Source organism: Ignavibacteriales bacterium (assembly GCA_016214905.1).
Classification (GTDB): domain Bacteria; phylum Bacteroidota; class Ignavibacteria; order UBA10030; family SZUA-254; genus PNNN01.
Window position 1 is genome coordinate 1 of sequence record JACRMQ010000003.1, and the last position, 24,049, is coordinate 24,049.

Below are 24,049 nucleotides of genomic sequence, written 5' to 3' on the forward strand. Positions count from 1 at the left end.
AAACACCGATCCGCCAACTCCAATGAACGCACGGATAGAGGGGAAGAAACTTGGATAGACGAGTTTCCAGTGATTTCCGCCGTCGGTGGACCGATATATACCATCGTGAGAGTCTCCTGCAAAAAGAGATGACCCTACCGCAGCCATGGCAGTGATGCTGGTGACGCTGAATCCTGAGTCGATTCTTGTCCACACCGAGTCATCCCAGCGGAATACGCCCTGCCCACCTGCGAGAATTTTATTTCCCGCAGTTGTGATAGAAGTGATCGCATAACCATAACCATCTATTTTAGCATTGTACCAGCTAATACCGTCATTGTCCGATCGGAACACCCGTGCCGAATCGATCAAAGCAAAAATGCTCGACCCGGCTACTTCCAGTTTGTTGATGTTCAAATTTGTCAATCCAACATTGGATTCTATCCATGTATCGCCGTTGTCGTATGAGCGCTGCACACCGTCGCGCGCGAGGAACAGGAGACCTGCATGAACAGCCATCCAACCGCCGTTCCCGTCATAAGGAAACTGCGTCCAGTTCGCGCCGTTATCAGTTGACCGATAAAAGTACCCGCCAGATGTTGCAAAGACTGCCGAACCGGTGGTGGCAAGAGATATCACACTACCTCCTGTAGGCCCGTGGGTTTGAACCCATTGGGCTTGCAAGTTAATTGGAAAAATGCCTGAGCCAACCAAGCACAGAGAAAGAACGAGTAGAAATTTTTTCATGATGACCTTTTATTGTTTGATTAAATGATAACTTTAGCTGTTTTAATTATTTCATCAATAAAAGTTTCTTTGTTTCAACATAACTTCCGGTTTGTAAGCGGTAGAAGTAAACACCGCTCGGCAACTTTGACCCATCGAACTCAACTTCATAACTTCCCGCATTCTTATTTTCATTGACCAGTGTTGATACTTCGATGCCAAGTAAATCAAACACTTTCAGCTTTAAATGACTATTAATAGGTAATTGATAACGAATGGTCGTTACCGGATTAAACGGATTAGGATAATTTTGAAAGAGTGAAAATTCTTTTGGAATAACTTTTTCTTCTGATACTCCTGTGAGATTCGAATTACCATCGATCGATTGTCCAAGTATGTCACCCGCCGTACTTGGAGTACGGTAATCCGTCCAGACTGCTATTAAACCGTTACTATTATTTGCTACTATACTTGGAGAAGTTGAATTCGTAGTAAGTATTATACCGGATGGCGACCACAATAATGACCCCGCAGTATTAATTCGTTGAGCATATATTCCAATTTGTCCGGGTGAGCGAACATCCTGCCATGCAGTTATGAATCCTCCCAAACCATCGCTGCAAACCTTTGGCATATACTGATTACCGGCTACCGTGCAAACCGGAATACCGTTCGTGTCCCACTGTGCTACGCCGGATGCATCAATTCGTTGACCGTAAATGTGCGAGTTCGGGCTGGATCTTTGATCTCTCCATACAAGAACAGCGCCGCTAATGCCGTCACCGATCATATTGGCACTCCATTGATCGTAGGGTGCAACGGATATTCCCACTCCTTTTGGGGTCCATAAAATTGTTCCGGATGAATCGATGCGTTGAGCATAAATATCTCTACTTGTACCGCTGCGATAATCGTTCCATGCAACTATCGCTCCATCGGCTCCGTCGCTGACAATTATAGGTGAATCGGTTACATTACTATCAATGAGTGCAATACCGTCAATGGGCCATTGAATGTTACCGGAGGAATCGATTTTCTGTGCGTAAACCGCGTTGGTTGTATTCCGATAATCTCTCCAAGCTATAATAGCTCCGCTGACACCGGATTTGACAACAACAGGATAGCGGTCGAAATTTTTTGCAACGGTGCATATTGCAACTCCGTCAATATTCCATCTGATATTTCCTGTTGAATCAATGCGTTGCGCGTAAACGTCGTAGTAGCCGCCGTTAGTTTGTTCCCATGTAATTATTGCTCCACCCGATCCATCATCTGTAAGTGTCGGGATTAATTGAGTATTGAGTGTATTTGAAATAAGGACTCCGTCATTTGTCCATCTGACTGATCCCGCCGCGTCAATTCTTTGAGCATAAATATGATATGAACCATCGCGTCTATCCTGCCATGTTAATATTGCACCGCCGTATCCGTCGCTAATAATTTGAGGAAATTGTTGATTGTTTGCCGCTGTGGTGATAGCAACGCCATTGGTGGTCCACATTGCATATCCTTTTGAAGATAATCGTTGAGCATAGATATCAAAGTTAGATCCATCCCGGTTATCAGTCCAAGCAGCTATCACGCCACCGTTACCGTCTGTTGTCACGACCGGGGATGCTTGATCACCTGTAGCATTGCATATTAATGTATTGAATGCAGGATCGTTACTCCACTGAGAGCATAAAGAAGTGATCGATATTATGAGGAGAAAAATCTGGATAAAAAAAGAACGTATCATAGCGGATAACCTTTATATAAATTATAGAACAATTACAGCGACTGATTCGTCGTGTTACGATAATTAACTTTTATATGTAATTATCGCATGCTGTGTCAAACGAAAAATCCGCCTGATACAGAAGCATTTCAAATATTAATTTAAACGATATTAATATAAGAGTAAATTATCCGATTGTCAATGCTAAATATCCTTCGATGAGAAAGTCAGTGAAAATTAGAATTCAGGGTAAGGAATTCGATAATAATGAAGAAAAAAAACGGCTCACGTTTATGCGCGAGCCGTTGTGCTGAGAGAATCAGTCGATATCAATACAAAAACATCGGCTTGCCGAGGAGGTGAGCTACTTTTGGTTTGTATTGGTCGATGTCGTATAACTCGTCAACATCAACACGCTTTTTACCTTCTGTAATTATGTTTGCTGAAACAGTTGTGTATTTTCCATCGCGTAAAGCTACCATTCTGCCAGATTGTTTTTTCAAAATCAAATCTGTTGCCAGGTAACCGTAGCTTGTAGAAACCATGAGATCGAGAGCGTCGGGTGCGCCGCTGCGCATTAAGTATGCAATCTGTTGGTAAACAGTCCTTACACCTGATCTTTGTTCAATTTCTTTGGCAAGGTAATCGCCGATACCGCCGAGTTTTTTATGTCCATACGCGTCGGCTTCGCCCGAAAGAATCATTTGTCCGCCAATCGGCTTTGCTCCTTCCGAAATTGTCATGATAGCATACTTGCTCGGGTTGCCATTCCTATCTTCGATCAAATATTTGACAAGCTTATCGGTATCAAAATCAATTTCAGAAATAATCGCGCGGTCAACACCTGCGAGATAAGCCGAGATGAGAGATGTTTCGCCGGAGTATCTTCCGAATAATTCCACAACCGCTATGCGCTCGTGAGAACCGGTTGGTGTGCGCAATGCGTGAAGGAATTCTACGCTGCGTGTAACTGCCGTTGAGAAACCGATGCAATAATCTGTGCCGTGAACATCGTTATCCATTGTTTTCGGGATGCACACAACCGGGAAACCTTCTTTATGCAAACGCACCGCGTAACTTAAAGTGTCATCACCGCCGATAGCTATCAACGCACCGATCTGTAAGTGTTCAAGAACCCGAAGTATGTGCTTGGTGCAGTCGACAGTTTTTTCGTTTTCGGCAACCTGATAAGATGATTTCAAAAACTCCGGCACTTCATTGGGTTTAACTTTTGCCGGATTTGTTCGTGATGTATGCAAATACGTTCCGCCTGTTCTATCGATTGTCCGAGTATTTGTCTTTGTCAGATGAACCAGATTTTCGTTGTATGATGTAGGGTCTTCAGGATTAAAATAAAGCAAACCCGCCCAGCCGCGTCGCAGACCAATCATCTCGTGGCCTTCTTCAGCCGCCCGGTATACAGCCGCTTTTATACATGGATTTAAGCCGGGAACGTCGCCGCCGCCCGTTAATATGCCAATTTTCATTTTATTTCTCTGTAAATGTTTTAATTTTGTTCTAATTTCAGTATAAATTTAATCAAAACAGACTGATTATCAAAAAATCAGGTTTCTTGCATTTCGCGAAAACTCTCACTATTTTCCGATTAACTTAGATATTCTCGGACTAAAATTCTATATGAGTGATTAATGGAAATGATAGAGAATCCATTTTCTCTTTTTGAACAAGAAGATCGAAAGCTTTTCGAAAAAATTGCCGTTCATGACGAAGGAGCTTTATTTTCACTCCTTGATCGTTACTCACCATTTATGTTCAGTGTCTTGATGCGGATGATGAGATCGGTGGAAGATGCGGAAACGATAATTCATGATACATTTATTGAAATCTGGAACAAGAAAGAGAAATATGCCAAGAGCGATGATATCACTTATTATGAACACCTTTTAAAAGTTGTTCGTGAACGTGCGTTATCAACAGAGCGATTGAAACATTTAAAAAAGCAGAGTCAACAACCCGGGCATCAAATTCTTCCTATTTATTCCGAGCACGTGTTATCGCAGCCGCCGAATATTCCGCTGCGGAGCGAAATATTGCAAAATCTGATTAATGTATTCTTGCAATTAACTGAAGAAGAACAGCAGGTGCTCGCGATGGCTTTTTATGAAGGATGGTCACAGCGTGAAATCGCCAAACGATTATCGATACCGGCATGGACGATCAATTGGAGCTTGCGCAAAAGTTTAAATTCGATTGCGTCGGTTGTTTTTGGATTACATCCGGCGGATGATGAAACGCATCCCAAGAAATATACCGAAATGTGTGCCGGTTATGTTGTAGGAATTTTACCGTCCGAAGATTTAAAAGAATTCGTCGATCATCGGGAAGAAAATTGTGTTACTTGCTCTGCAGAAATAGCACGCTTGAAAAACGCGATTTTTTTGCTACCCTTCGGTTTACCGCAAATTGCGGTTTCCCCGGAGCTGCGAGATCGGATACAGTTTTCAATTCAGCTTGTTGAGGTTGTAAGAGCGAGCAATCAACCGAGAGAAGAAGCGCAAGAAGCGGAGAAGGTGGGTGCAATAACGGATGTAATAAAAGAATCTGGTGAAATTAAAATTGAAAAAACCAGAGTATTTAAATGGTTACCGGTTATTTTGGCCGGTGCGCTCATTGTGAGTATTGCGTTGAATGTTTATTTCTTCTCAGATAGAAATAAAAACAATAGACCGGTTGATATAGATTCATCGAAAATCATTCTGCAACAAGATGTGGAAAAGAAAAATCTGCTTCTTGGAATTCTTGAAAAAGAAAAAATCGATATCGTATTTCTAAAATCGGAACAAAAAAATAATAATCAATTCGGAAAAATAATCTGGGATCAGGTTACAAGGTCTGCTTTGCTTCAGGTTTCATTACCGATGTTGAATGATAAAGATTCAATTTATTCTCTCTGGCTAGTCACTGCTGATCATATGATCAAGGTTGGGAATTTCAGTAGCAGAGGAGACGATAAAAAAGAAAAAATATTCCGTCTTCAACTTCCAACCGATGTGGCAAGAAATGAGATAAAAGAATTTTGGATTACTCTTGAGCAGGATGAAGGATCAAGCAAACCTTCTTCCAATCTGATGCTGAAAGGTTACTCGAAAATAAAATAATTATCTTACAAAATAATTTATCATCTTGGAAACCAATTTTGCCGTCGTTAAATCGGGATGGTGAAATCGTTCAATCGGGGCGAGTTCGACCACGTCGCATCCTACAACATGTTTCCGTTCTCCTATTTTTGCCAGCAGTCGCATTGTTTCATCCCAAAGTAATCCGTTCGGTTCGGGAGTCCCTGTCGAAGGCATGATAGATGGATCGAATCCATCAACATCGAAACTTACATACACATGATCGGATAATTTATCTAAAGGAAAATCGTACCAGTATTTTAGAAGTTTAGCGTATTTGCCACCGCGGATTTCATGAGCGTAAAGAGTTGTAACTCCGCGTTCTTTAATGAATTCTGCTTCTTCGATAGACTGAGCGCGTATGCCGACTTGCACGAGTCGGGGTGGATCTAAATATTCGCACACCCGCGCCATCACAGATGCGTGTGAGAATTTTGTGCCTTGATATTCATCCCGCAGATCGGAATGCGCGTCGATATGAAGAACCGAAAGATCGCGGTAACGCTCTGCGTATGCCGCTATCGATGCCTGAGATATAGTATGTTCGCCGCCCAACATTACCATAAATTTATTAGCGGAGATTAATTTCTTTGTAGTAGAATAAATTAATTCCAGCGCGTTTTCGGGAGATCCGGCGTTAACGTCGAGCGGTTCAAGTGTCGCGATGCCGAATTGTCTGTGCACTTCCCGTCCTGTTTCTTCATCATAGAATTCAACGAAATGCGACGCATCCAGAATTGCCGAAGGACCTTTCGATGTCCCTCCGCCGTAGCTTACGGTTCTTTCGTACGGAACGGGAACGATGACGACGCGAGAGTTTTCGAACTGGCAAAATTCCTCTTCAATTCCGAGAAAATTTTCTTCAACTGGTAATGTCTTCCACATATATTTCATCCGATGCAATTGATTTTTACGGTTGAAATATAATTGAATCGCTGCTGAAAAACAATTTTTTGCATATCATGAAAATTTCTCATAACTTCATTCAACTCCTCTTTTATATGCGAGTAACTAAAGAATATATATTGATTATGGCGCTGATTTTTATCTGGTGTCTGCTTCTAACCGGACCCCCGGTAACTGCTTCTATTGTTGGAAGTGATAACTCGGTAGTCAAAATATTATATCGTTTTTATTCACCTATCTGCCATCAATTCGATTCACATTCGATACATATCTTCGGATATAAATTCGCGGTTTGCGCGCGATGCTCGAGTATTTATTTCGGCTTTTTTATCGGTGGAGTTGCACTTCTGTTCATCAAACGGTATCATGTCAGGTCAAATATAAAATTGTGGATGATCGCTGCGTTGCCAATGATAATCGATGTAGCATTTGATATGATCGGCATTCATTCCGCCACGTTATTATCAAGGGTCTATACAGGTTTTTTATTCGGTATTGCCGCCGCAATAATACTTATTCCAAATCTTCACGACGCAATTAATTCATTATCGATACAATTATTTTCATTTCGTAGGAGTTCTTCATGAATCAAAAACCAGACAAGCTTATCCCCGCATTGTATGGCGGTGTTATTATGGCTCTAATCTCTGCCATTCCGTTTATAAATTTCATAAATTGCTTTTGTTGCGCAGGAATAATGTTGGGTGGATTTCTCGGTGTGTTTTTTTATAAGAATAATTTTACACCCGGCACGCCGCCGTTTACATCGGGAGATTGTATGGGTGTTGGCGCCCTTGCCGGCGTGTTCGGTGCCGTTATGGGAACCGTGCTCGCATTCTTATCTCTGATGTTATTCGGAAATGTTATGGGTGAATTCATTTTCAGCATGATTCGAAATATGAATTTAGAATTACCTCAGGAAGCATTGGATGCTATGGAAGAATCGATGTCTGCCGGTGTGACATTTATTTCGATGTTCATTCAGTTGATCATGAATCTTGTTATCGACGCGATATTCGGATTGCTCGGTGGTTTGATTGGATACAGCGTTTATAAACCGAAAGGTGTTATACCGCCGGCTCCAATGTCTCCGCCGCCTCCGCTGCAATAATTGAATGAAGTTCGTAGGGATATTTTTTTGTTGTTTGATTTTTTGTTTTTGCGACGCTTCTGCTAATAGTTATATTTTTGCAGAAGCGTCCGATTCTTCATTTGAAATAATAGGGCGGAGGTCGTTAATCAGAATCCTACCCGATGAGCAGCGTGTCGAATGTATCGATACTATCACCCTGCACCGCATAAATGCCGGTAAAGATTTTGTATGCAGATTCATGCCGATCTATCATATCGATGAAGTGACAATATCAGGTGATCGGATAGAATTCGAATTCGATAAGGGTATATTTTCTATCGAAGATATGCCAGAAGATTCTATAATCGATCTAGTTTTAAGTTATTATGGAGAATGGAAACAGCGTTCTGAATTTTCCACGGTAACAAATGGATTTGCCTTGCTGAGGGATGTGGAGTTATTTCCAATCATCAGCGGTATCTTGAGATCTGTTAGATTGACAATCGACGTCCCGGATGGATGGAAAACTGTTGCTGTCGGTGAGTTGAAAGAAGTACGAACAATTTTCGACAGATCGATATATCATTGGGAATGTGATCAGCCGTTATCCGAGATCGGATGGATTTGCGCCGGAAATTATTGGTCTAAGGATTCTCAATCGGAAAAAATAAAATACAGTTGCTACGGGAACGAAAACGATTCAACATTTATTGTTTCATCAATCCCGTTGGCGCGTGATGCGATTGAATATTATAGTTCAGAATTCAGTCCGTACCGATTTAAAAACTTATCCATTGTTGAAGTTGAAGATTGGGTAGCCGGCAGTAATGTACTGGCGATAGCCGCGCCGTCGTTCATACTTGTCAAAAAACTCGCGTTTACCACGCACGATCAATTCAACCTTATTGAGTCTATACTCGCGCATGAAATCGCTCATCAGTGGTGGCCCCTGACGGTTTTCATTGATCGCTCAGATGCGGCATTCCTTGCCGAAGGTATGTGCGAATACTCATCGATTCTCTTCCATAAAGAAAAAGGATTGATGACGGGTCGCGATTCGTTATCGCATCATCCGCTATTACGCCCGCTTTTAATTCGTGTCCAATCCGGTCAGGATATACCGTTGCAGCTGCTCATCGATTTACGCACTCTTACCACGCATTACCTTAAAGCAACTTACGTTCATCATATGCTTCGTTCAATGATCGGTGAATCTGATTTTATGAGATTATACCGTACCTATGCGAGGCAGTTCGAGTGTAAAAAAGTTCACCTCGAAGATTTTCAATCGCTTGCCGAATCATTATCATCAACATCACTCGAATGGTTTTTTAATCAGTGGATTAAGAAAAGCGGGATACCGCGGTTGAAGCTTTATAACGTGCGTACTCAACAATCTGATTCGGGATGGAAAATAAAATGCAGGATTAGAATTGTGGGATACGATAAATTTTCGGTTGTCTGTGAAATTGGTGTGAACACTGCTGATGGATTAGAAAGGAAAAATATATCGCTCGGGTTCGATTCTACGGGGAAATATACGAACGATGTTCCGTTCGAAATGATCACGAAGACAAAACCGACTAATATTCAGTTAGACCCAACGGGTGATTTTTTGAAGATGCAAAAACTACCGCCAAAGATAAGCGATTTACGGGAACCGTCGGATGGAGTTATGATAGTCGGGACACAATTGCACTCGGAAGAGCTTCGAGAAATGGCGATGCGTGATTCAATAGAGATGCAAAAAGCGGGATGGACATTGAGGATTAAACCGGACAATTTGGCAACTCTCCGCGATTTGCAGAATGAAAGAGTGTTTATTTACGGCAAGCCGGATGAGAATAAAGTTACCGCGGAAATTGATGATAAGTTTATACACAGATTCCGGAATGATTCTTTGGTAATCAATAACGAATTATTTTTTGATAGTTCCACTGCTTTGATCGAAGCAATAGACAATCCATATTTTGCTAACGGATTAATGATTAGAATTGTGCCTTTCAGTGAAAAAGCGAAGCCGGAATTGATGCCGTACGATTATTCATGGATCATCGTCCGCGGACGGGATAAAATAGTTTCAGGTGTATGGGATGTTAAGGATGAAGATTTGGTTGTGGAGTTAAGATGATTATTTTATCACTGATAATTCGGATTCTACACAGATTATCACAGATTGTTATCTGTGTAATCCGTGTTTGATTCGTACTTCATACTGCACGAATCGATAAATTCTATTCTGGTGAACCGATAGATCGATTTATTCCTCTAAGTATGTCGAGTCGAAATTCCATCCATCCGTCAACTTGAAAATATTGTACGCGTAGCCGGTGTCTTCCACCGGTAATAATAGCATAATCAAGTTTTGAACCGTGTTGCGACCAGTTATCAATTACAAGAGCATCATCTACCCATACGCGCACTCCATCGTCACTGATGGTGCGTAATGTGAATATTCCTTCCTCAAGTATAACACTTCCTTCCGCTTCGAAAGCGAACCGTTCCTGCGGCAACTCCGGAAATTTGGGACGATACCATTCAAAATCCAAACGGGGTACCTGCTGAATTAAAATTGGCTGGGTACCAAGCAGTTGATTGAAGGCTTCATATTTATTTAGTGGATTTGTACTATCTGTCCATGTGAAAAATCTTACATTCCAATCGATTGAAGGTGCAAAATGTTCAAAAGAGAATTGATACGACGTTCCTTCCGCATACAATTTACCTCGTGGCGAAGTTGTCGATTCACCTTGATAATTAAGGACCATAGACCAGTTTCCAATAGAATCTTTCATAGGAGTTACGGTAATTGTATCCCCGATTTTTCCACCAACCGCAGAGATCATTTCTATTCCATGCTTCTGTATGACACTCCAGTTCCCTTTGGGACCGAGCGTTCTTAATCGAAGAGGAAGTTCATGCAATGATTTCACGGGCCAGAGTTTTGGTGATTGGTAATCATAAGGTCCCCATTCATCGACAATGATTGCGGAACGGTCCATCTTAGATATTGGAGCTGCCGGAATGACTCCTTTGCGGGAATCAATTTTCGGTGCTAAAGTTAAATAATCCTTCGGAACCTCGATATTGGTTTCACTGATGGAATCAGATAAAGTGTTTCCTTCTGAATCAAAGTCTGTGGTATCGCGAAAGATTGTAGCAGTATCTACATTCATCCATTGATTATTCAATAATGCAATACCCGACGTGTTCAGTACTTTCGTACCTCGTTTATTTCCTTCAAAAATATTTTTCTCTATCTTGTAATCACGACTTCGTGTATCCCGGTATTTCGGATATCCCCAATCGGATGGTGCAATCGGTGTTGCCCAAAGAGTTACCGCAGTCGTATCTCCATGGAAACGATTTGCAATGATTGAATTATCTTGTCCATGTTCGATTGCAACCCCGACGCGATTATTTTCAAATTGATTTCCTACAATCTTTGATTCGTAACTGTATCCACCCCAAATTCCGTAATCACATCCCGCAAGTCGGTTGGAAATAAAACTATTCCGGCTGAATGTTGCTTCAATACCGTTGGCAGAAGCAAAGCTGAAATCATTTCCATAGAGAAGATTATCGTTTGATCCGCCTTTACCGCTGTCCATAGTAGTTTGTCCCGCCCAGAGGAAAAATCCATCTCCACCATGTGTTGCAGAGTTGTAAGCAATAACATTATTGGAGCTTTGTTCATAAAGAAGCAGGTTGGCAGAATCTTGGCCACGATTGTAGAATCCATGACTATAACCGCGCACATTGTAATCAAGTTTGTTATACGTAATCTCATTGTTGCAGGAACGGTATAAACCGATCCCAAGCCCTGAGTTGAAAGAAAAATTGTTGCCGGTTATTCGAATATGATTGCTTCGTGTGATGAGAAGTCCATTCATCCCTTGCACACAAATGTTATTCCTGATGATACCGCCGTTTACAGAAGATAGATAAATTCCTGCGCCATAACGGAGCCATTCATCTTTTTCGTTGTGATGAAACGAAAGCCAGTCGAGCAAGCTTTCATGTTCGATAAGACTGAACAAACGCGGCTTCCAATTGTAACTGACATCATTATCAATAAGCTCAAGGTTATCCGTGCCTCGTACCAGAATTGCAATTTTGTAACCGTGAATATGTGCATTAATAATGCGGATATTTTTACCTCCTTCAATACGAATGGCAACTCCTGAATAAGTATCCGGATCTTCATCTCCATTTTTTCCTCTAAGAGTCGCGCCGGCAAAATCTACTGTAATATTATCACCTCGGATAGTGATGACTGAAGAATCAGTTGAAGAAGGTGGACTCAGTGAATAAACCTGTGGTTTAACTATTACCGAATTTGAAATAACAAGCCCGGCATGTAATTCTATTGGAATTGATCGTTGTGCCGAATTCTTGTTGAGGGTAACAAGAAACAGGAGATGAATGATTATAATTCGTTTCATAATGAATGATTATACGAAAGATAGATGAGATGTGCAATGAGAGGAGGGATTACCTGATTACTTCACTAACTTTATTCTAAATGTGGTTCCCTTGCCAATTTTGCTTTCTTTAACAAAAAGTTTTCCTCTGTGGTAATCCTCAATGATGCGTTTTGAAAGACTCAAGCCCAAACCCCATCCGCGCTTCTTTGTGCTATAACCTGGGCGGAAAATATCTTTTTTATATTTCATGTCGATACCTTTACCGGTATCTTTTGCATCAATGAATATTGATTTACCTTTTTGCTGAATCGAAAAAATAATCGATCCGGTATTTTCTTCCATAGCATCGAGCGCGTTCTTTATCAGATTTTCAATCACCCACTCGAATAATTCTCTGTTGATCGAAGCGGATAGTTGTTCTGATGAATCAACGGACATCAGAATTTGATTCTCTTTGCCGAATCGCGATGGCAAACGTTGTCTGTAATATCCGATGACCGATTCGATAACTTCTTTGATATTTTCATCTTTCAAAGACGGTTTGGAACCTATCTTAGAAAACCTTTCCGTGACTTTTTGCAAACGATTAAGATCGTGTTCCATCTCGGCGAGCGTTCCCAGTTGCTTTGGATCGTCGGCAGATCGTTCGCGCATCATTTCTATCCACCCCATCAAACTCGAAAGCGGTGTGCCAAGTTGATGGGCGGTTTCTTTCGCCATCCCCACCCAGATGTTGCTTTGCTCGTTACGTTTGATGTAGCTGAATCCGATATAACCGAGTAATATAAACATTCCTGCAACCGCGATTTCGATGTACGGAAGCCACCGAAGTTTAGTAACGAAACCTGATTCACCGTAATGAAGAAGCTGAACCAATGAATCTGTTGGCGAGGTTCTGATGATAACGCGAATGGGCGGATTTTGCTCATCTAATTTTAAAATATAAGAAGCGAGAAATTGCTCTTGATCGGTTGTAGATAAAGTCGTGTCAATTTGAATATTGCGTACACTTAATCGTATATCGCTGAGCAGATGATTCTGATCGTCGGTAAGCGCCATCGGGAAGTCGATGGATTGAAGCACTACCTCATTGAAAATAAAACTAACTTCCGATTGATCGAACGGTGAGTTAACAAGAAATTCAAGCGATCGCGCATAAAGATCGGCAACTTTCCGTTCTTTAATTAAAAGCTGCTTAACGATATAATGAGTATAAAATAAAGTGCCGACTACAATGACGACTGCAACGATAATAAGAATCAATTTGATATTTGCAGAACGGGGAGAGCGCATCTTAGATTACTTAGTGAATATGGTTTGATCTCTGCGCGCGCCGACTGAAACGATGCTCACTGAGCATCCGGTAAGTTCTTCCATTGCATCGAGGTATCGTTTAGCGTTTAATGGAAGATCGTTCAAATTCTTTGCATGCCGTGTTGAAGATTTCCATCCGTTAAACAGAGTATAAATCGGTTTTACGTTTTCAAGTGAACGTGAATCGGTTGGATAAGATTTTAACGGTTTGTTGTCTATTATATATCCGGTGCAAATTTTCAGTTGATCGAAATTATCCAATACATCTAATTTGGTTACGGCAATTTCTGTTATTCCGTTTATCATCGCAGAATAGCGCAGCATTGAAGCATCAAACCATCCACATCGGCGCGGTCTTCCGGTTGTTGCGCCATATTCTCCTCCGATGGTTCGAAGTTGTTCTCCGGTTTCATCTTCTAACTCTGTTGGGAAAGGACCGTTTCCAACTCGAGTGGTGTACGCTTTTACAACTCCTAATACAGAATTGACAGCGGTGGGAGGGATGCCTAAACCTGTGCATGCGCCGCCGCTTGTCGGGTTAGAAGATGTCACGAAGGGGTATGTTCCGTGATCGATATCGAGTAACGCTCCTTGCGCTCCTTCAGCTAAAATATTTTTATTTTCTTTCAGCGCACTATTCAGAAAGAATGCCGTATCGGTTATGTATTCGTCGATCTGTTTATCGAACTGTTCGTACTGGTGAACAATTTCATCGATGTTCAATTCCGGGTTGTCGTAAATTTTTCTGAGTATTTGATTTTTTTCTTCGAGATTGCGTTTCAATTTATGAACGAATGTATCGCGATCGAGCAAGTCGACAATCTTAATCCCGACCCGCATAAATTTATCGATATACGCCGGGCCTATTCCTCTGCCGGTTGTTCCTATTTTTTCTGAGCCCTTTTCACGAATTGAATCGAGCAATTTATGATATGGCATAATCAAGTGTGCATTATGACTTATCAACAATCGTCCCGAAATATTTATGTTGAGCGATTGTAATTGTTTAATCTCATCCATCAGAGCGATAGGATCGATTACGACTCCGTTTCCGATAACGCAGGTAACTTGTTCGTGAAAAATTCCTGATGGTATGAGATGAAGGACATACTGTTTTTCCCCGATTACCACGGTGTGTCCCGCATTAGCGCCACCCTGATAACGAGCTACGATATCTACCGAATCGCTGAGGTGATCAACGATTTTACCTTTACCTTCATCGCCCCACTGGGCACCGACTATAATTTTAACTGGCATATGATCTAATAAATAAAAAACTCCGATGTAAAGCAATTACATCGGAGTTCGGTTAAATTGAGATCCATAATTAAACTTACTGAAAACTTGCAATCGCCTTTTTGACGGTTGGATAAAGATCGAAGACGGTTGTAAGTTTTGTAATTACAAGCAGACTCTCGATTTTCTTGGAAGCTGCAGCAATTTTTAAATCACCGCCTGAATTGCGCATGGTTGTCAGCCCGTTAATCAACATACTCAAACCGGAGCTGTTCATAGATTGTACACCGGCTAAATCAACAACGATTTTCTTCTTTTTCTTTTCCAAGAGAAGATGTAGGGTATCGTTCAGTTCAGTTGCATCCGGACCGCCTAAAACGTTTCCGGCCAAAGCAATTATTGTTATTCCATCGGTTTCTTTAGCAGACAGCTTCATAAAGTGCCTATGCTTTTATTGGTTTAACTTTTTTTCGCTCTTTATAGTTATTAAATTCCAAAACAATTGCAGATGCAATATAAATTGATGAATATGTTCCCGTGATAATACCTATGGTGAGGGCAAATGCGAATCCACGATTTACTTCACCACCAAAAAGAAAGAGTACAACTGTCACAATGAAGATTGTCCCCGATGTTATAATCGTACGGCTTAAGGTTTCATTCAAACCTTTATTCATTAATTCAAAAAGCGGGGTTGATTTATATATCTTCTGATTTTCGCGAAGCCGATCGAAAATAACCACTGTGTCGTTAACGGAGAGACCAACGAGTGTGAGAAACGCAGCGATCATGTTTTGATCAATTTCAAAATTTGTATAAGGTGTTAAACCGTCTACGAGCGAAATAATCCCAAGTACAACAAGCACGTCATGGAATAAAGCGACCACGGCTCCTACGCCGAATATGAATTTAAATCGAAAACCTACATATATAAGCATTGCGATAAGCGAGAATAAAACTGCTAAGTACGCTCCCCTACGCAACTCTGCCCCAACTTTAGCCCCGATTTTTTGTTCTTCAAGAACTTGCGGTTGAAGGTTTGCGAAAGATTTTTGCAATGATTCGCGTATTCGGTTACCGATTGTGGTGCCTTCGGCAAGCGCCTGAGTTCTGATTAGTAGTTTTTTAGGGTCACCGTAAGTTTTAATTTCTGATTTCGGAAATCCGGCACCATCCATCATGGAACGCACAGCACTTACATCTGGCGGTTGCTGAAATTCAACTACGAGCTCGGTTCCACCGGTGAAATCTAAACCGTAATCTAAACCACCCTTGAATAGGATGGAAAGCATACCGATTACAATAAGAGCACCTGAAATAAGGTACCATGTTTTCCGTGGTCCAAGAAAATCAATATTTGTTTTTCCAAAAAATCTCATATTCTAAACTCCGTATTTGGGATTAACCGAAACTGATTGATTTGCCGCGTTCGGTCATTATATCGAAAATCACGCGGGTGATTACGATTGCACTGAACATACTCGCAACGATACCGATCATCAGCGTCAAAGCGAATCCTTGAATGGGTCCGCTGCCGAATTGATACAGTATAACGCCGGTTATGAACGTGGTAACGTTCGAATCGAAAATTGCGGTGAAGGCTTTGCTGTATCCAACATCAATTGCTGCGGAAAGGGTTTTGCCTGTGACTGATTCTTCACGTATGCGTTCATAAATAAGCACGTTGGCGTCGACTGCTACCGCCATCGTTAAAATTATACCTGCGATACCGGGCAATGTAAGCGTACCCTGAAATCCCGCAAGAACTGCGAGTACGAAAAGAAGATTCAGCAGCAAAGCTATATCAGCCATTGTTCCGCCAATTCGGTAATAGAAAATCATAAATAGCATTGTTAAACCAAATGCAAGCAACGATGAAAATATGCCTTGACGGATCGAGTCTTCACCAAGAGAAGGACCGACGGTGGTTTGTTGAATGATATCCACCGGTGCGGGTAACGCGCCTGCTTTGAGCACGATTTCTAATAATTTTGCTTCGTCAACATTGTCCATACCGGTGATTTGTGAATTACCGCCGATAATTTTTTGCTGGACATTAGGAGCAGAGAAACACGCATTATCCATGATGATGGCGATGCGTTTGTTTACATTAGCGCCGGTTATCCGCGCCCAATCGCGAGAACCCTCATCGTTCATCTCCATCGTAACGATTGGTTTGTTATATGTAGGATCGATGGTGGCGCGAGCATTTACAATTACGCTTCCGGTTAGCTCCGGAACACGCTTAACTGCGTAGAGAGCATAATATTTTTTTCCTTCAGCGATAAAACTTTGCTTACCGGACCAAACGAAACCCATATCCGACGGAATTAAACGCTTTATTTCCGGGCGGTCAAGTATGCGCATTACTTTTGCCTTATTCTCTTCGGCAGTATACAACTCGCCGTTCCAGCCACGATCTTGCTGCGGGAGGGTTGTGGCGAGCGCGAAGAACGGATGTTCTTTCTTCGCCTGCTCTTCGGATTTGGCTTGATCTTCCGGAATTTGAGCGAGTGAACTATCGAGTCCGGTAGAATCACTTTTCACCGGTTTTTCTTCTTTAGCAATATTCTTAGAGGTATCAGACGTGGAATCTATAATCGGCTTGCCGGCAAGGGTTTTATCGATTGATTCATAGACCTTGGATGCAATCTCTGGTTCTATAAGGAGTTTGAATTCCAGTAGCGCTGTGCCTTGAAGCAGTTGACGGACTTCAGATTCTTTGCTTACACCCGGTAACTCCACTATGATTCGGGTTCCGCCTTGTTTCTGAATCGATGGTTCCGATACGCCGTATTGATCGACACGGTTTCTTACGATCTCCATCGCACGATCGATAGCATTGTCCGATTCGCTTTTCAAACGGCTCACCACATCGTTGTCAGTGTCGCGGATGTTGCCGTAATAACGGCTCATCCTTACTTCACGCGCCTGGAATTTCGATTGGAAAACATTTATGATGTCTTGATCTGTTGTTGTCGCAACAGCTTTAGTTTCGTTGAGTATTGATTCGAACAATGAATCTTTGCTTTTTGCAACGTCTTCAAGAAGCTTTAAAACATTAACTTCGAGAACGACACGCATTCCGCCTTGAAGATCAAGTCCTAATTTAACGCGCTTAATTCGCGCTTCACGCATTGCGGCTTCATTCTGATCGAGATACTTTACGCTATCTTCACCTACCAAAGCACGAAGTTCTTTTGTGAACTTATAGTCTTTGTATGTTGGATAGAGGAAGTAAAACGAAAGCAGGATAGAGGCAACAATGAATATCAGCTTGCCACGGTTCTTCTTCACTTACAGTTTTTCACTCCTAAATCATGGAAAATGATGGAAAAAGGATAGTATTGTAATTTCTGAAGTAAAAATATAACGGAATTTTTGATGAAAGTCAATCAATTTAATCATTTTTACTTGCTTATCTTTCAAATGATTTCTTATATTTCATCCTATTGTTTTTTTAAAGCAAAGTAATCTTATAAAATGCGATATATTGCCATAGGTTGTTTTTTGCTCATCGGATATTGTATTTCAAATTCACAATCCGGTAGTTATCATTCATTTCCCCGAAAACATGAAGTGCGGGCGGTTTGGCTGACAACAGTTAACAGTCTGGATTGGCCACCATCAATTGATCCTGAAGAACAGCGATCTTCGTTGAAAGAAATTGTACGCAAACTTAAGGATGCAAATTTTAATACTATATATTTTCAAGTGCGCAGTCGTGCCGACGCGATGTACAAATCGAGTTTTGAACCTTGGGCGCAACAGCTAACCGGTGTGCTTGGTAAAGATCCGGGATGGGACCCTCTCCAGTTTTTAATTGAAGAAGCGCACGCGAATAAGATGGAAGTTCATACATGGGTCAATACATATATCGCATGGACAAAAAAAGAACCGCCTCCGCGAACAAAACCTCTGCATGTTTATTTTGAACATCCCGAATGGTTGCAACAGGTGAACGGTGAATCGTGGTTCGATCCTGGAATTCCGGCGGTACGAAATTACATTCTCAAAGTTGTGCTCGAAATTGTGGATAAATATGATATCGACGGTGTCCAATTCGATTTTATTCGATACACAAATAAACCATTCCCCGATGAAGGTACTTTTAAAATTTATGGGAATGGATCGCGCCGTGAAGATTGGAGGCGCGAAAATATCAACAGGTTTGTAAAAGCATTTCATGATTCTGTAATGTTAAAAAAACCGATGCTTAAAATTGGTGCCGCACCAATCGGCATTTATAAAAATTTTCCCGGCGCCAAGGGGCAACAAAGTTATTCCGAACTCTATCAGGATTCGCGCAGATGGCTTACCGAAGGTTGGATGGATTATCTTGTCCCTCAAACATACTGGACATTGGGAACAACGCAAGGTGATCCCGATTTCAGTATCGTAATTAAAGAGTGGGCGGCGAATTCATCAGACAGACAAATTATAGCAGGCGTAGGCGCATTTAAGCAAGATGTGTTTGATGAGATTTCATCGTTGATCGATACCACGAGGAATACGGGTTTGTCCGGTAACTCATTCTTCAGGTATGATAATATCAAAGAGGCATTGTCGATGGGAAACCGGTATGAATATCCCGCCCAGATTCCCCCAATGCCGTGGAAAGATTCTATTCCACCTTTGCCGCCATCTACCGTTTTAGTTTCGAATATAACCGATGGGATTTTTCAGATTAATTGGGAAAAAGAAAGTGCACCGCGCGATGGAGAGGAAGCGGTTTTATACAACATTTATCGCTCGGCAGTCCAGCCGATAGATATTAATAATCCGGTCAATATTATCGGAACCGTAACATCGGATGAAACGAATTTCCTCGATACGATCAAGCATATTACTTCATCGAAATATTACTATGGTGTTACATCTTTGGATAAAGGTAATAATGAAAGTCCGATAGCCGTAGAGAGTGTAATAATTCCGGAAATTGTCGAGTTATCTGCAGCGTTACATTTTCAGAATTATCTTAAAATTATTCGTGCCGAAGCTGGGTCATCCGATTTCTTCTTCATGTACGAAATATCCGATACATCGCCTGTGATCTTAAAAATAATTGATCAGTATAACAAGGAAATCGTTACGGTGGTAGATCAATATCAAAGTTCAGGGAAGTACATTGCCGGAGCCGATTTATCCGAACTAAAAGAGGGAGAATACACTTGTCTTTTTCTAGCGGGAGATTCTATAACGAAAAAGAAATTCTTTTTTAAAGAATGAAATAAATAATTACTTGAATGCCTGCCATTCATAATTCGAACCGTTCCATATAAATTTACCTTTTCTGGATCTGTTCGATATCAACATAATTTCATCCCGGCTGTTCGTATCGTTATAAAGCCATCTGTCAGCCCATTTAAAATCATCTCCCGCTTTGCCGATTGATTTACCGGCTCCCAAAATAGCGTATGTTGTGGAAATAGTTTGTGGTTTCTTACCGTGAATGATCACGATGCCTGATTTACCGTTCTCGTTGTTTATTATCTGCAGAGCGATATCTTTGCGTTTATCGTTATTAAAATCACCTTTATAGAAATGCGGATAATATCGAAAGGTTATCGTGTAGTTTTTATCTAACCGGTGAGTTTTGAATTCTGTCCGCGCCCACCTTGGAATATTCTTAAGCGGATTCGGTATGAGTCGCCCGCGCTGCGGATATACCTGAGCGATAACAATGAATATTAAAAAAAATATTTTGTACATAAATCTATCCTCCTGAAAAAGGATAAATGATTATTGAACGCCAAGTAAATTAACTAACCACAAACTTAACATCGGATAATAAGTAACCAACAGTAACAAAGCGAGTAATATCGCCATGAACGGAATTGTAACGCGGTACATCGCCGACATCGGCCGTTCGAATCGTAAACTTCCGATAAAAAGGTTTAATCCAAGCGGCGGGAGCATATAACCGATTTCGAGGTTGAGAAGAAATATTATGCCGAGATGAATTGGATCCACGCCATATTGATTCGCGATAGGGATTATGAGAGGAACAACTATGATGATCGCTGAGAAAATCTCTATCATGTTCACTATGAGAAGGACGCAATTCAGCAAAACTAAAAATGTATATTTATTATCGATGAATTGTCTTATCCATTCGAATAACCGTTCGGGAATCTGAGCGTCGATGAAATAATTGGTTAATCCGAGCGCGGTTCCTAAAACAACGAAGATCGCTCCCACTAACAGCATGCTCTTTTGCATGACACGCGGAACATCTTTGAACAGTTTAATATCTTTGTAGATGAATACTTCGACCACAAGAACATAAAAAGCGGTAACCGCGGCGGCTTCGGTCGCGGTGAAAACTCCGCCGTAAATACCACCGATGACGATAATAGGAAGCGGTAATTCCCAAGCCGATGCCCGAATTGTTTGAAGCACGTTCTTCCACTCAAACGGAATTTTTGTAATTTTCGATCTCATGCTGATCGTTATCGAATAAAGTGCTAATAATATGATCAGTATGGTGCCCGGTACTAATCCTGCGATGAATAATTTGTTGATGGAAATTTGTGCTACAAGTCCGTACAATATTATCGGGAGACTCGGGGGGAACAACAATCCCAAGCTTCCGCTGGTGGTTAGTAATCCGAGTGAAAATTTTTCGGGGTAACCCTCTTTTAACATAATTGGGAGTAGCAATCCGCCGAGCGCCACTATTGTAACACCCGAAGCGCCGGTGAAAGCGGTGAAAATAGCACACGAAAATAATGCCACAACCGCAAGTCCGCCCGGGACTGAACCGACGATAGCTTGGGATAGATTGACAAGTCGCTGCGGGGCTTTGCTCTCGGCAAGGAGGTAACCGGCGAACGTGAATAATGGAATCGCGATGAGCGATGGGAAATCGGCAAGCCGTGTCAGCTCTGCTATCACAAATTTTGCTTCTCCGCCACTGATCGTGAAAAGATATAACGCTAATGCACCTATTAAAGAAAACAATGGCGCGCCAATCAGTGCGAGAAGTAGAAGTAGAATTCCGATTATTAAATATTCCATGAATCCGATTTAAAAGAATGTGTGAGGAGATTCAGGGGATTTTGTCCGATCATCGGAAGAAAGCAACAGTTTTGCATCTTTCAAAATGTTGAATAGAAATTGTAATCCGATTAATCCAAACCCGATCGGAATAATCGAGAAATAAAACCTTTTCGGTATATCAAAGAGATCTGTTTCTTCAGCGCCGATCGCTTCGAAAAGGAATTGGAACGCAGCGTACATCAACAAGTATGAGACGACAGCCGCAAAAGCATCGACGAAAATTCTGACTCCGTGCAATGCTTTTTTGGGGAGATACCGGTTTAAAAAATCTACACCAAAATGTTTCCCTTCACGTGTTGCTATTACCGCTCCAAGAAATCCTACCCACATAACCATATATCTTAATAACGGGTCTGCCCATAAAAATCCGAAAGAAAATAAATTCCGTAGAATAACCTGAGTGAATGCCAAGGATACCATCACGATTAATAGTGTGACGATCAGCGAGCGTTCAACCCAGTGTATGGCGCGATTAAATGTTTCTAACTGTTTCACTTCGATTTTTTATTATTTTTCTTCCTGAATTCCGTTACAGCTGTTTCAACCTTGTTAAGCAAATCTTCCGTGAATAACTTACCCGCGAGCAAATGCCGTGCTTTTCTCCCATTTTCTTCATAAGAAGATATCGCTTTCTCAGATGGAGGAGTGAGGATGGTTATTCCCTTTTTCTTCAAAGTCTCAATCGCTTTGGCATTTTCCTGCCTGCTCAGTTGAGTTAATTTTTGCATATATTTTTTCCCGTTACGGATTAAAATATCCTGCAGGTTAGCCGGTATTTGATCGAATTTTTTCTTCGATATGATCACCGCACCGGCGGCATCTGCTAACGGTAGATCAAGCATATACTTCACGCGCGAGAACCACTGTAATGCGATTGCGGCATAAGGAGAAATGTAAATTCCGTCAATCAATTTAGTCTGTAAAGAGGTTAAGACGTCGGTGATCGATAATGGAATCGGATGGATGCCGATTGATTTAAACGTTGCTTCCGCAATCGGATCGCCTTCCCACATCCACATTTTAACACCTTTCAAATCATCGGTAACTCTAACAGGTGAATTTGTAAATATATAAACAAAACCGACTTCTGCCCATCCCAAATTTACAAATTCATTATCATTGAACGATTTTGAAAAATCTTTATCGAAAAGAGAATATATATTGTCGACCTCATCGTATGATTTGAAGAGGAATGGAGAGTCCATGATGCGAGCAACCGGTGCGACGGTTGTTAAACCGTTACCGGTAACACCCGCGCTGTGCAACTGTCCTAGACGTATTTTTCGTAAAAGGTCCTTTTCGTCACCTTGAACTCCGCCGGGGTACATCCTGAACCCAAGTTGTCCACCGCTCTCTTTTCTAATCGCCTGGTCATATTCTTTCATGACGTTCATCCATGTGCTTCCTTCGGGTGCAACAGTTGCGAATTTAATTAGATACTGTTGCGATGAAAGTGAACAGGTGAGAAATAAAATTAAGATTGATACTATAATGTGCTTATTGATTTTCAATTGGCTCTCCGGTTTGTGTTTCGAATAATTCATCGATTTTTTCACGCAATAAAACAGCTTTCTTCTTCGCGACCGCATTTGAAAGTCGAGCTTGCGGTAAAACATCTAACGAAGTGGTGTCGACCGCAGTTAAACATTGTTCGAACAATTCTTTGTTTTGAGTTTGAACGGCATAAGAGCGGGCGTAGTAAACATACGTCATTAAAAATTTTCCGCTGTTGATTTTTAAACACTCTTCAAAATGTTGTTTAGATATTTCAGGATTTCCGCCAAGCATTTGCGGGCGACTTCCGGCTAAAGTCCCTAAAAAGAAATGCGCTCCACCGTAAAAATAATTCGGCTCTTTTTCAGAAACATATTTCATCATCGATTCAACTTTTTGAAGATCGGCTATCGCGTCAGGATCGGTTAAATTTAAGCTTATGTAGCTTCCCCACGCGGCGGCAGTCCAAAAAATTGTGGGTATTTCATCCTTCGAAAAAGATTCTAATGCGGATTGAAATTCTTCAATGCTAACGTTCTGAGCATTTGCAAATTTGATATTCCGGTTTAAAATTTTCATTCCGTAATCACGGCTTCTTAAGTAAAAAAGTCGGGCACGTTCTTGGCTGTTATCTTCCACAAATCCCAATGCATAACTTGCATATCCAACCGTAGCAAGGAAGAGATAATGCTCGTTTTCCGGATCGCTTTTGAGAATAGTTTCAAGAAGTTTCAGATTGGAACCTATGCTCACTTCGGCTATGCCAAGGTCTGCTTCTTCATTGAGAACCTCGAATCCGCTGTCCATTATGCCGCCGAGCGATTTTACGGCAATTTGCTGGAAACATCCTGCAAATAGAAAAGAAAAGATGAGAAGGGTAAAAGTCGTTATTTTCATAATGAGGATAATATACAAAAAGTTGTAAAGAAGTGAAAAATTTGATTTAGCAGTTTAATGAAAATGTTTTTATATTCATTCA

The 24,049-nt window shown here is 41.3% G+C and carries 20 protein-coding genes; 5 read left to right on the forward strand and 15 right to left on the reverse strand.

The window, feature by feature from the left end; translation table 11 throughout:
* The 3 genes from HZB59_01140 to HZB59_01150 form a co-directional block, all read right to left on the reverse strand.
* On the reverse strand, nt 1-726 hold a 726-nt coding region (locus tag HZB59_01140; protein ID MBI5020018.1), incomplete at its 3' end, for a hypothetical protein.
* A 46-nt stretch (nt 727-772) separates the two neighbouring features.
* Entirely contained in the window at nt 773-1,339 is a 567-nt protein-coding gene (locus HZB59_01145; protein ID MBI5020019.1) for a T9SS type A sorting domain-containing protein, read from the reverse strand.
* A 1,412-nt stretch (nt 1,340-2,751) separates the two neighbouring features.
* Complete coding sequence (locus tag HZB59_01150; protein ID MBI5020020.1) at nt 2,752-3,909, reverse strand: 6-phosphofructokinase; 1,158 nt, start codon at nt 3,907-3,909, stop codon at nt 2,752-2,754.
* Between the two features lie 162 nt (nt 3,910-4,071).
* On the opposite strand from HZB59_01150, the gene HZB59_01155 reads away from it, so the two are divergent.
* A complete protein-coding gene (locus HZB59_01155; protein MBI5020021.1) occupies nt 4,072-5,541 on the forward strand; it encodes a sigma-70 family RNA polymerase sigma factor in 1,470 nt (489 codons plus the stop codon).
* On the opposite strand, the gene speB is transcribed toward HZB59_01155, so the two are convergent.
* Complete coding sequence (gene speB, locus HZB59_01160; GenBank protein MBI5020022.1) at nt 5,542-6,444, reverse strand: agmatinase; 903 nt, start codon at nt 6,442-6,444, stop codon at nt 5,542-5,544. It abuts the gene before it with no gap.
* 77 nt (nt 6,445-6,521) lie between these two features.
* Between speB and HZB59_01165 the strand changes: the two genes are divergently transcribed.
* From HZB59_01165 to HZB59_01175, 3 genes are read left to right on the forward strand one after another with little or no spacing between them, the layout of a single operon-like run.
* Nucleotides 6,522-7,052, forward strand: a complete 531-nt coding sequence (locus tag HZB59_01165) for a DUF2085 domain-containing protein (GenBank protein ID MBI5020023.1) — start codon at nt 6,522-6,524, stop codon at nt 7,050-7,052.
* A complete protein-coding gene (locus HZB59_01170; GenBank protein MBI5020024.1) occupies nt 7,049-7,576 on the forward strand; it encodes a hypothetical protein in 528 nt (175 codons plus the stop codon). Before HZB59_01165 ends, HZB59_01170 begins: the two co-directional genes overlap by 4 nt.
* Before the next feature lie 34 nt (nt 7,577-7,610).
* On the forward strand, nt 7,611-9,668 hold the full coding sequence (locus tag HZB59_01175; protein MBI5020025.1) for a hypothetical protein: 2,058 nt from the start codon (nt 7,611-7,613) through the stop codon (nt 9,666-9,668).
* A gap of 103 nt (nt 9,669-9,771) precedes the next feature.
* Here the strand turns inward: HZB59_01175 and HZB59_01180 are convergent, their stop codons facing one another.
* From HZB59_01180 to secD, 6 genes are all read right to left on the reverse strand, one after another.
* A complete protein-coding gene (locus HZB59_01180) occupies nt 9,772-11,982 on the reverse strand; it encodes a right-handed parallel beta-helix repeat-containing protein (protein ID MBI5020026.1) in 2,211 nt (736 codons plus the stop codon).
* A 57-nt stretch (nt 11,983-12,039) separates the two neighbouring features.
* The gene (locus tag HZB59_01185) at nt 12,040-13,257 is read right to left on the reverse strand and encodes a HAMP domain-containing histidine kinase (GenBank protein ID MBI5020027.1); all 1,218 of its coding nucleotides are present in this window, start codon (nt 13,255-13,257) and stop codon (nt 12,040-12,042) included.
* A 6-nt stretch (nt 13,258-13,263) separates the two neighbouring features.
* Nucleotides 13,264-14,535 carry an adenylosuccinate synthase gene (locus tag HZB59_01190; protein ID MBI5020028.1) on the reverse strand — a complete coding sequence of 424 codons (1,272 nt, stop codon included), beginning with the start codon at nt 14,533-14,535 and terminating at the stop codon, nt 13,264-13,266.
* A 76-nt stretch (nt 14,536-14,611) separates the two neighbouring features.
* Nucleotides 14,612-14,950 (reverse strand): STAS domain-containing protein, encoded by a 339-nt coding sequence (locus HZB59_01195; protein MBI5020029.1) that lies wholly within the window; start codon nt 14,948-14,950, stop codon nt 14,612-14,614.
* A 7-nt stretch (nt 14,951-14,957) separates the two neighbouring features.
* Nucleotides 14,958-15,893, reverse strand: coding sequence for a protein translocase subunit SecF (secF, locus tag HZB59_01200; protein ID MBI5020030.1), 936 nt, complete (start codon nt 15,891-15,893; stop codon nt 14,958-14,960).
* 22 nt (nt 15,894-15,915) lie between these two features.
* On the reverse strand, nt 15,916-17,811 hold the full coding sequence (gene secD, locus HZB59_01205; GenBank protein MBI5020031.1) for a protein translocase subunit SecD: 1,896 nt from the start codon (nt 17,809-17,811) through the stop codon (nt 15,916-15,918).
* 186 nt (nt 17,812-17,997) lie between these two features.
* On the opposite strand from secD, the gene HZB59_01210 reads away from it, so the two are divergent.
* Nucleotides 17,998-19,743, forward strand: coding sequence for a family 10 glycosylhydrolase (locus HZB59_01210; protein ID MBI5020032.1), 1,746 nt, complete (start codon nt 17,998-18,000; stop codon nt 19,741-19,743).
* Nucleotides 19,744-19,752: 9 nt separating this feature from the next.
* Here HZB59_01210 and HZB59_01215 read toward each other — a convergent pair whose 3' ends face one another.
* The 5 genes from HZB59_01215 to HZB59_01235 form a co-directional block, all read right to left on the reverse strand.
* Complete coding sequence (locus HZB59_01215) at nt 19,753-20,226, reverse strand: hypothetical protein (GenBank protein ID MBI5020033.1); 474 nt, start codon at nt 20,224-20,226, stop codon at nt 19,753-19,755.
* A 30-nt stretch (nt 20,227-20,256) separates the two neighbouring features.
* Nucleotides 20,257-21,534, reverse strand: a complete 1,278-nt coding sequence (locus tag HZB59_01220) for a TRAP transporter large permease subunit (protein ID MBI5020034.1) — start codon at nt 21,532-21,534, stop codon at nt 20,257-20,259.
* A gap of 9 nt (nt 21,535-21,543) precedes the next feature.
* On the reverse strand, nt 21,544-22,071 hold the full coding sequence (locus tag HZB59_01225; GenBank protein ID MBI5020035.1) for a TRAP transporter small permease: 528 nt from the start codon (nt 22,069-22,071) through the stop codon (nt 21,544-21,546).
* Nucleotides 22,068-22,970 carry a TRAP transporter substrate-binding protein DctP gene (gene dctP, locus HZB59_01230; protein MBI5020036.1) on the reverse strand — a complete coding sequence of 301 codons (903 nt, stop codon included), beginning with the start codon at nt 22,968-22,970 and terminating at the stop codon, nt 22,068-22,070. Before dctP ends, HZB59_01225 begins: the two co-directional genes overlap by 4 nt.
* 103 nt (nt 22,971-23,073) lie before the next feature.
* Nucleotides 23,074-23,967, reverse strand: a complete 894-nt coding sequence (locus HZB59_01235) for a hypothetical protein (protein MBI5020037.1) — start codon at nt 23,965-23,967, stop codon at nt 23,074-23,076.
* Nucleotides 23,968-24,049 lie beyond the last annotated feature (82 nt).

Coding starts and splice junctions, on each gene's coding strand:
- HZB59_01155 (MBI5020021.1), top strand. CDS start 4,072: ATGGAAATGATAGAGAATCCATTTTCTCTTTTTGAACAAGAAGATCGA.
- HZB59_01150 (MBI5020020.1), bottom strand. CDS start 3,909: ATGAAAATTGGCATATTAACGGGCGGCGGCGACGTTCCCGGCTTAAAT.
- HZB59_01235 (MBI5020037.1), bottom strand. CDS start 23,967: ATGAAAATAACGACTTTTACCCTTCTCATCTTTTCTTTTCTATTTGCA.
- HZB59_01170 (MBI5020024.1), top strand. CDS start 7,049: ATGAATCAAAAACCAGACAAGCTTATCCCCGCATTGTATGGCGGTGTT.
- HZB59_01180 (MBI5020026.1), bottom strand. CDS start 11,982: ATGAAACGAATTATAATCATTCATCTCCTGTTTCTTGTTACCCTCAAC.
- dctP (MBI5020036.1), bottom strand. CDS start 22,970: ATGAACGTCATGAAAGAATATGACCAGGCGATTAGAAAAGAGAGCGGT.
- HZB59_01195 (MBI5020029.1), bottom strand. CDS start 14,950: ATGAAGCTGTCTGCTAAAGAAACCGATGGAATAACAATAATTGCTTTG.
- HZB59_01185 (MBI5020027.1), bottom strand. CDS start 13,257: ATGCGCTCTCCCCGTTCTGCAAATATCAAATTGATTCTTATTATCGTT.
- HZB59_01210 (MBI5020032.1), top strand. CDS start 17,998: ATGCGATATATTGCCATAGGTTGTTTTTTGCTCATCGGATATTGTATT.
- secF (MBI5020030.1), bottom strand. CDS start 15,893: ATGAGATTTTTTGGAAAAACAAATATTGATTTTCTTGGACCACGGAAA.
- HZB59_01165 (MBI5020023.1), top strand. CDS start 6,522: ATGAAAATTTCTCATAACTTCATTCAACTCCTCTTTTATATGCGAGTA.
- speB (MBI5020022.1), bottom strand. CDS start 6,444: ATGTGGAAGACATTACCAGTTGAAGAAAATTTTCTCGGAATTGAAGAG.
- HZB59_01215 (MBI5020033.1), bottom strand. CDS start 20,226: ATGTACAAAATATTTTTTTTAATATTCATTGTTATCGCTCAGGTATAT.
- HZB59_01190 (MBI5020028.1), bottom strand. CDS start 14,535: ATGCCAGTTAAAATTATAGTCGGTGCCCAGTGGGGCGATGAAGGTAAA.
- HZB59_01220 (MBI5020034.1), bottom strand. CDS start 21,534: ATGGAATATTTAATAATCGGAATTCTACTTCTACTTCTCGCACTGATT.
- HZB59_01145 (MBI5020019.1), bottom strand. CDS start 1,339: ATGCCAAAGGTTTGCAGCGATGGTTTGGGAGGATTCATAACTGCATGG.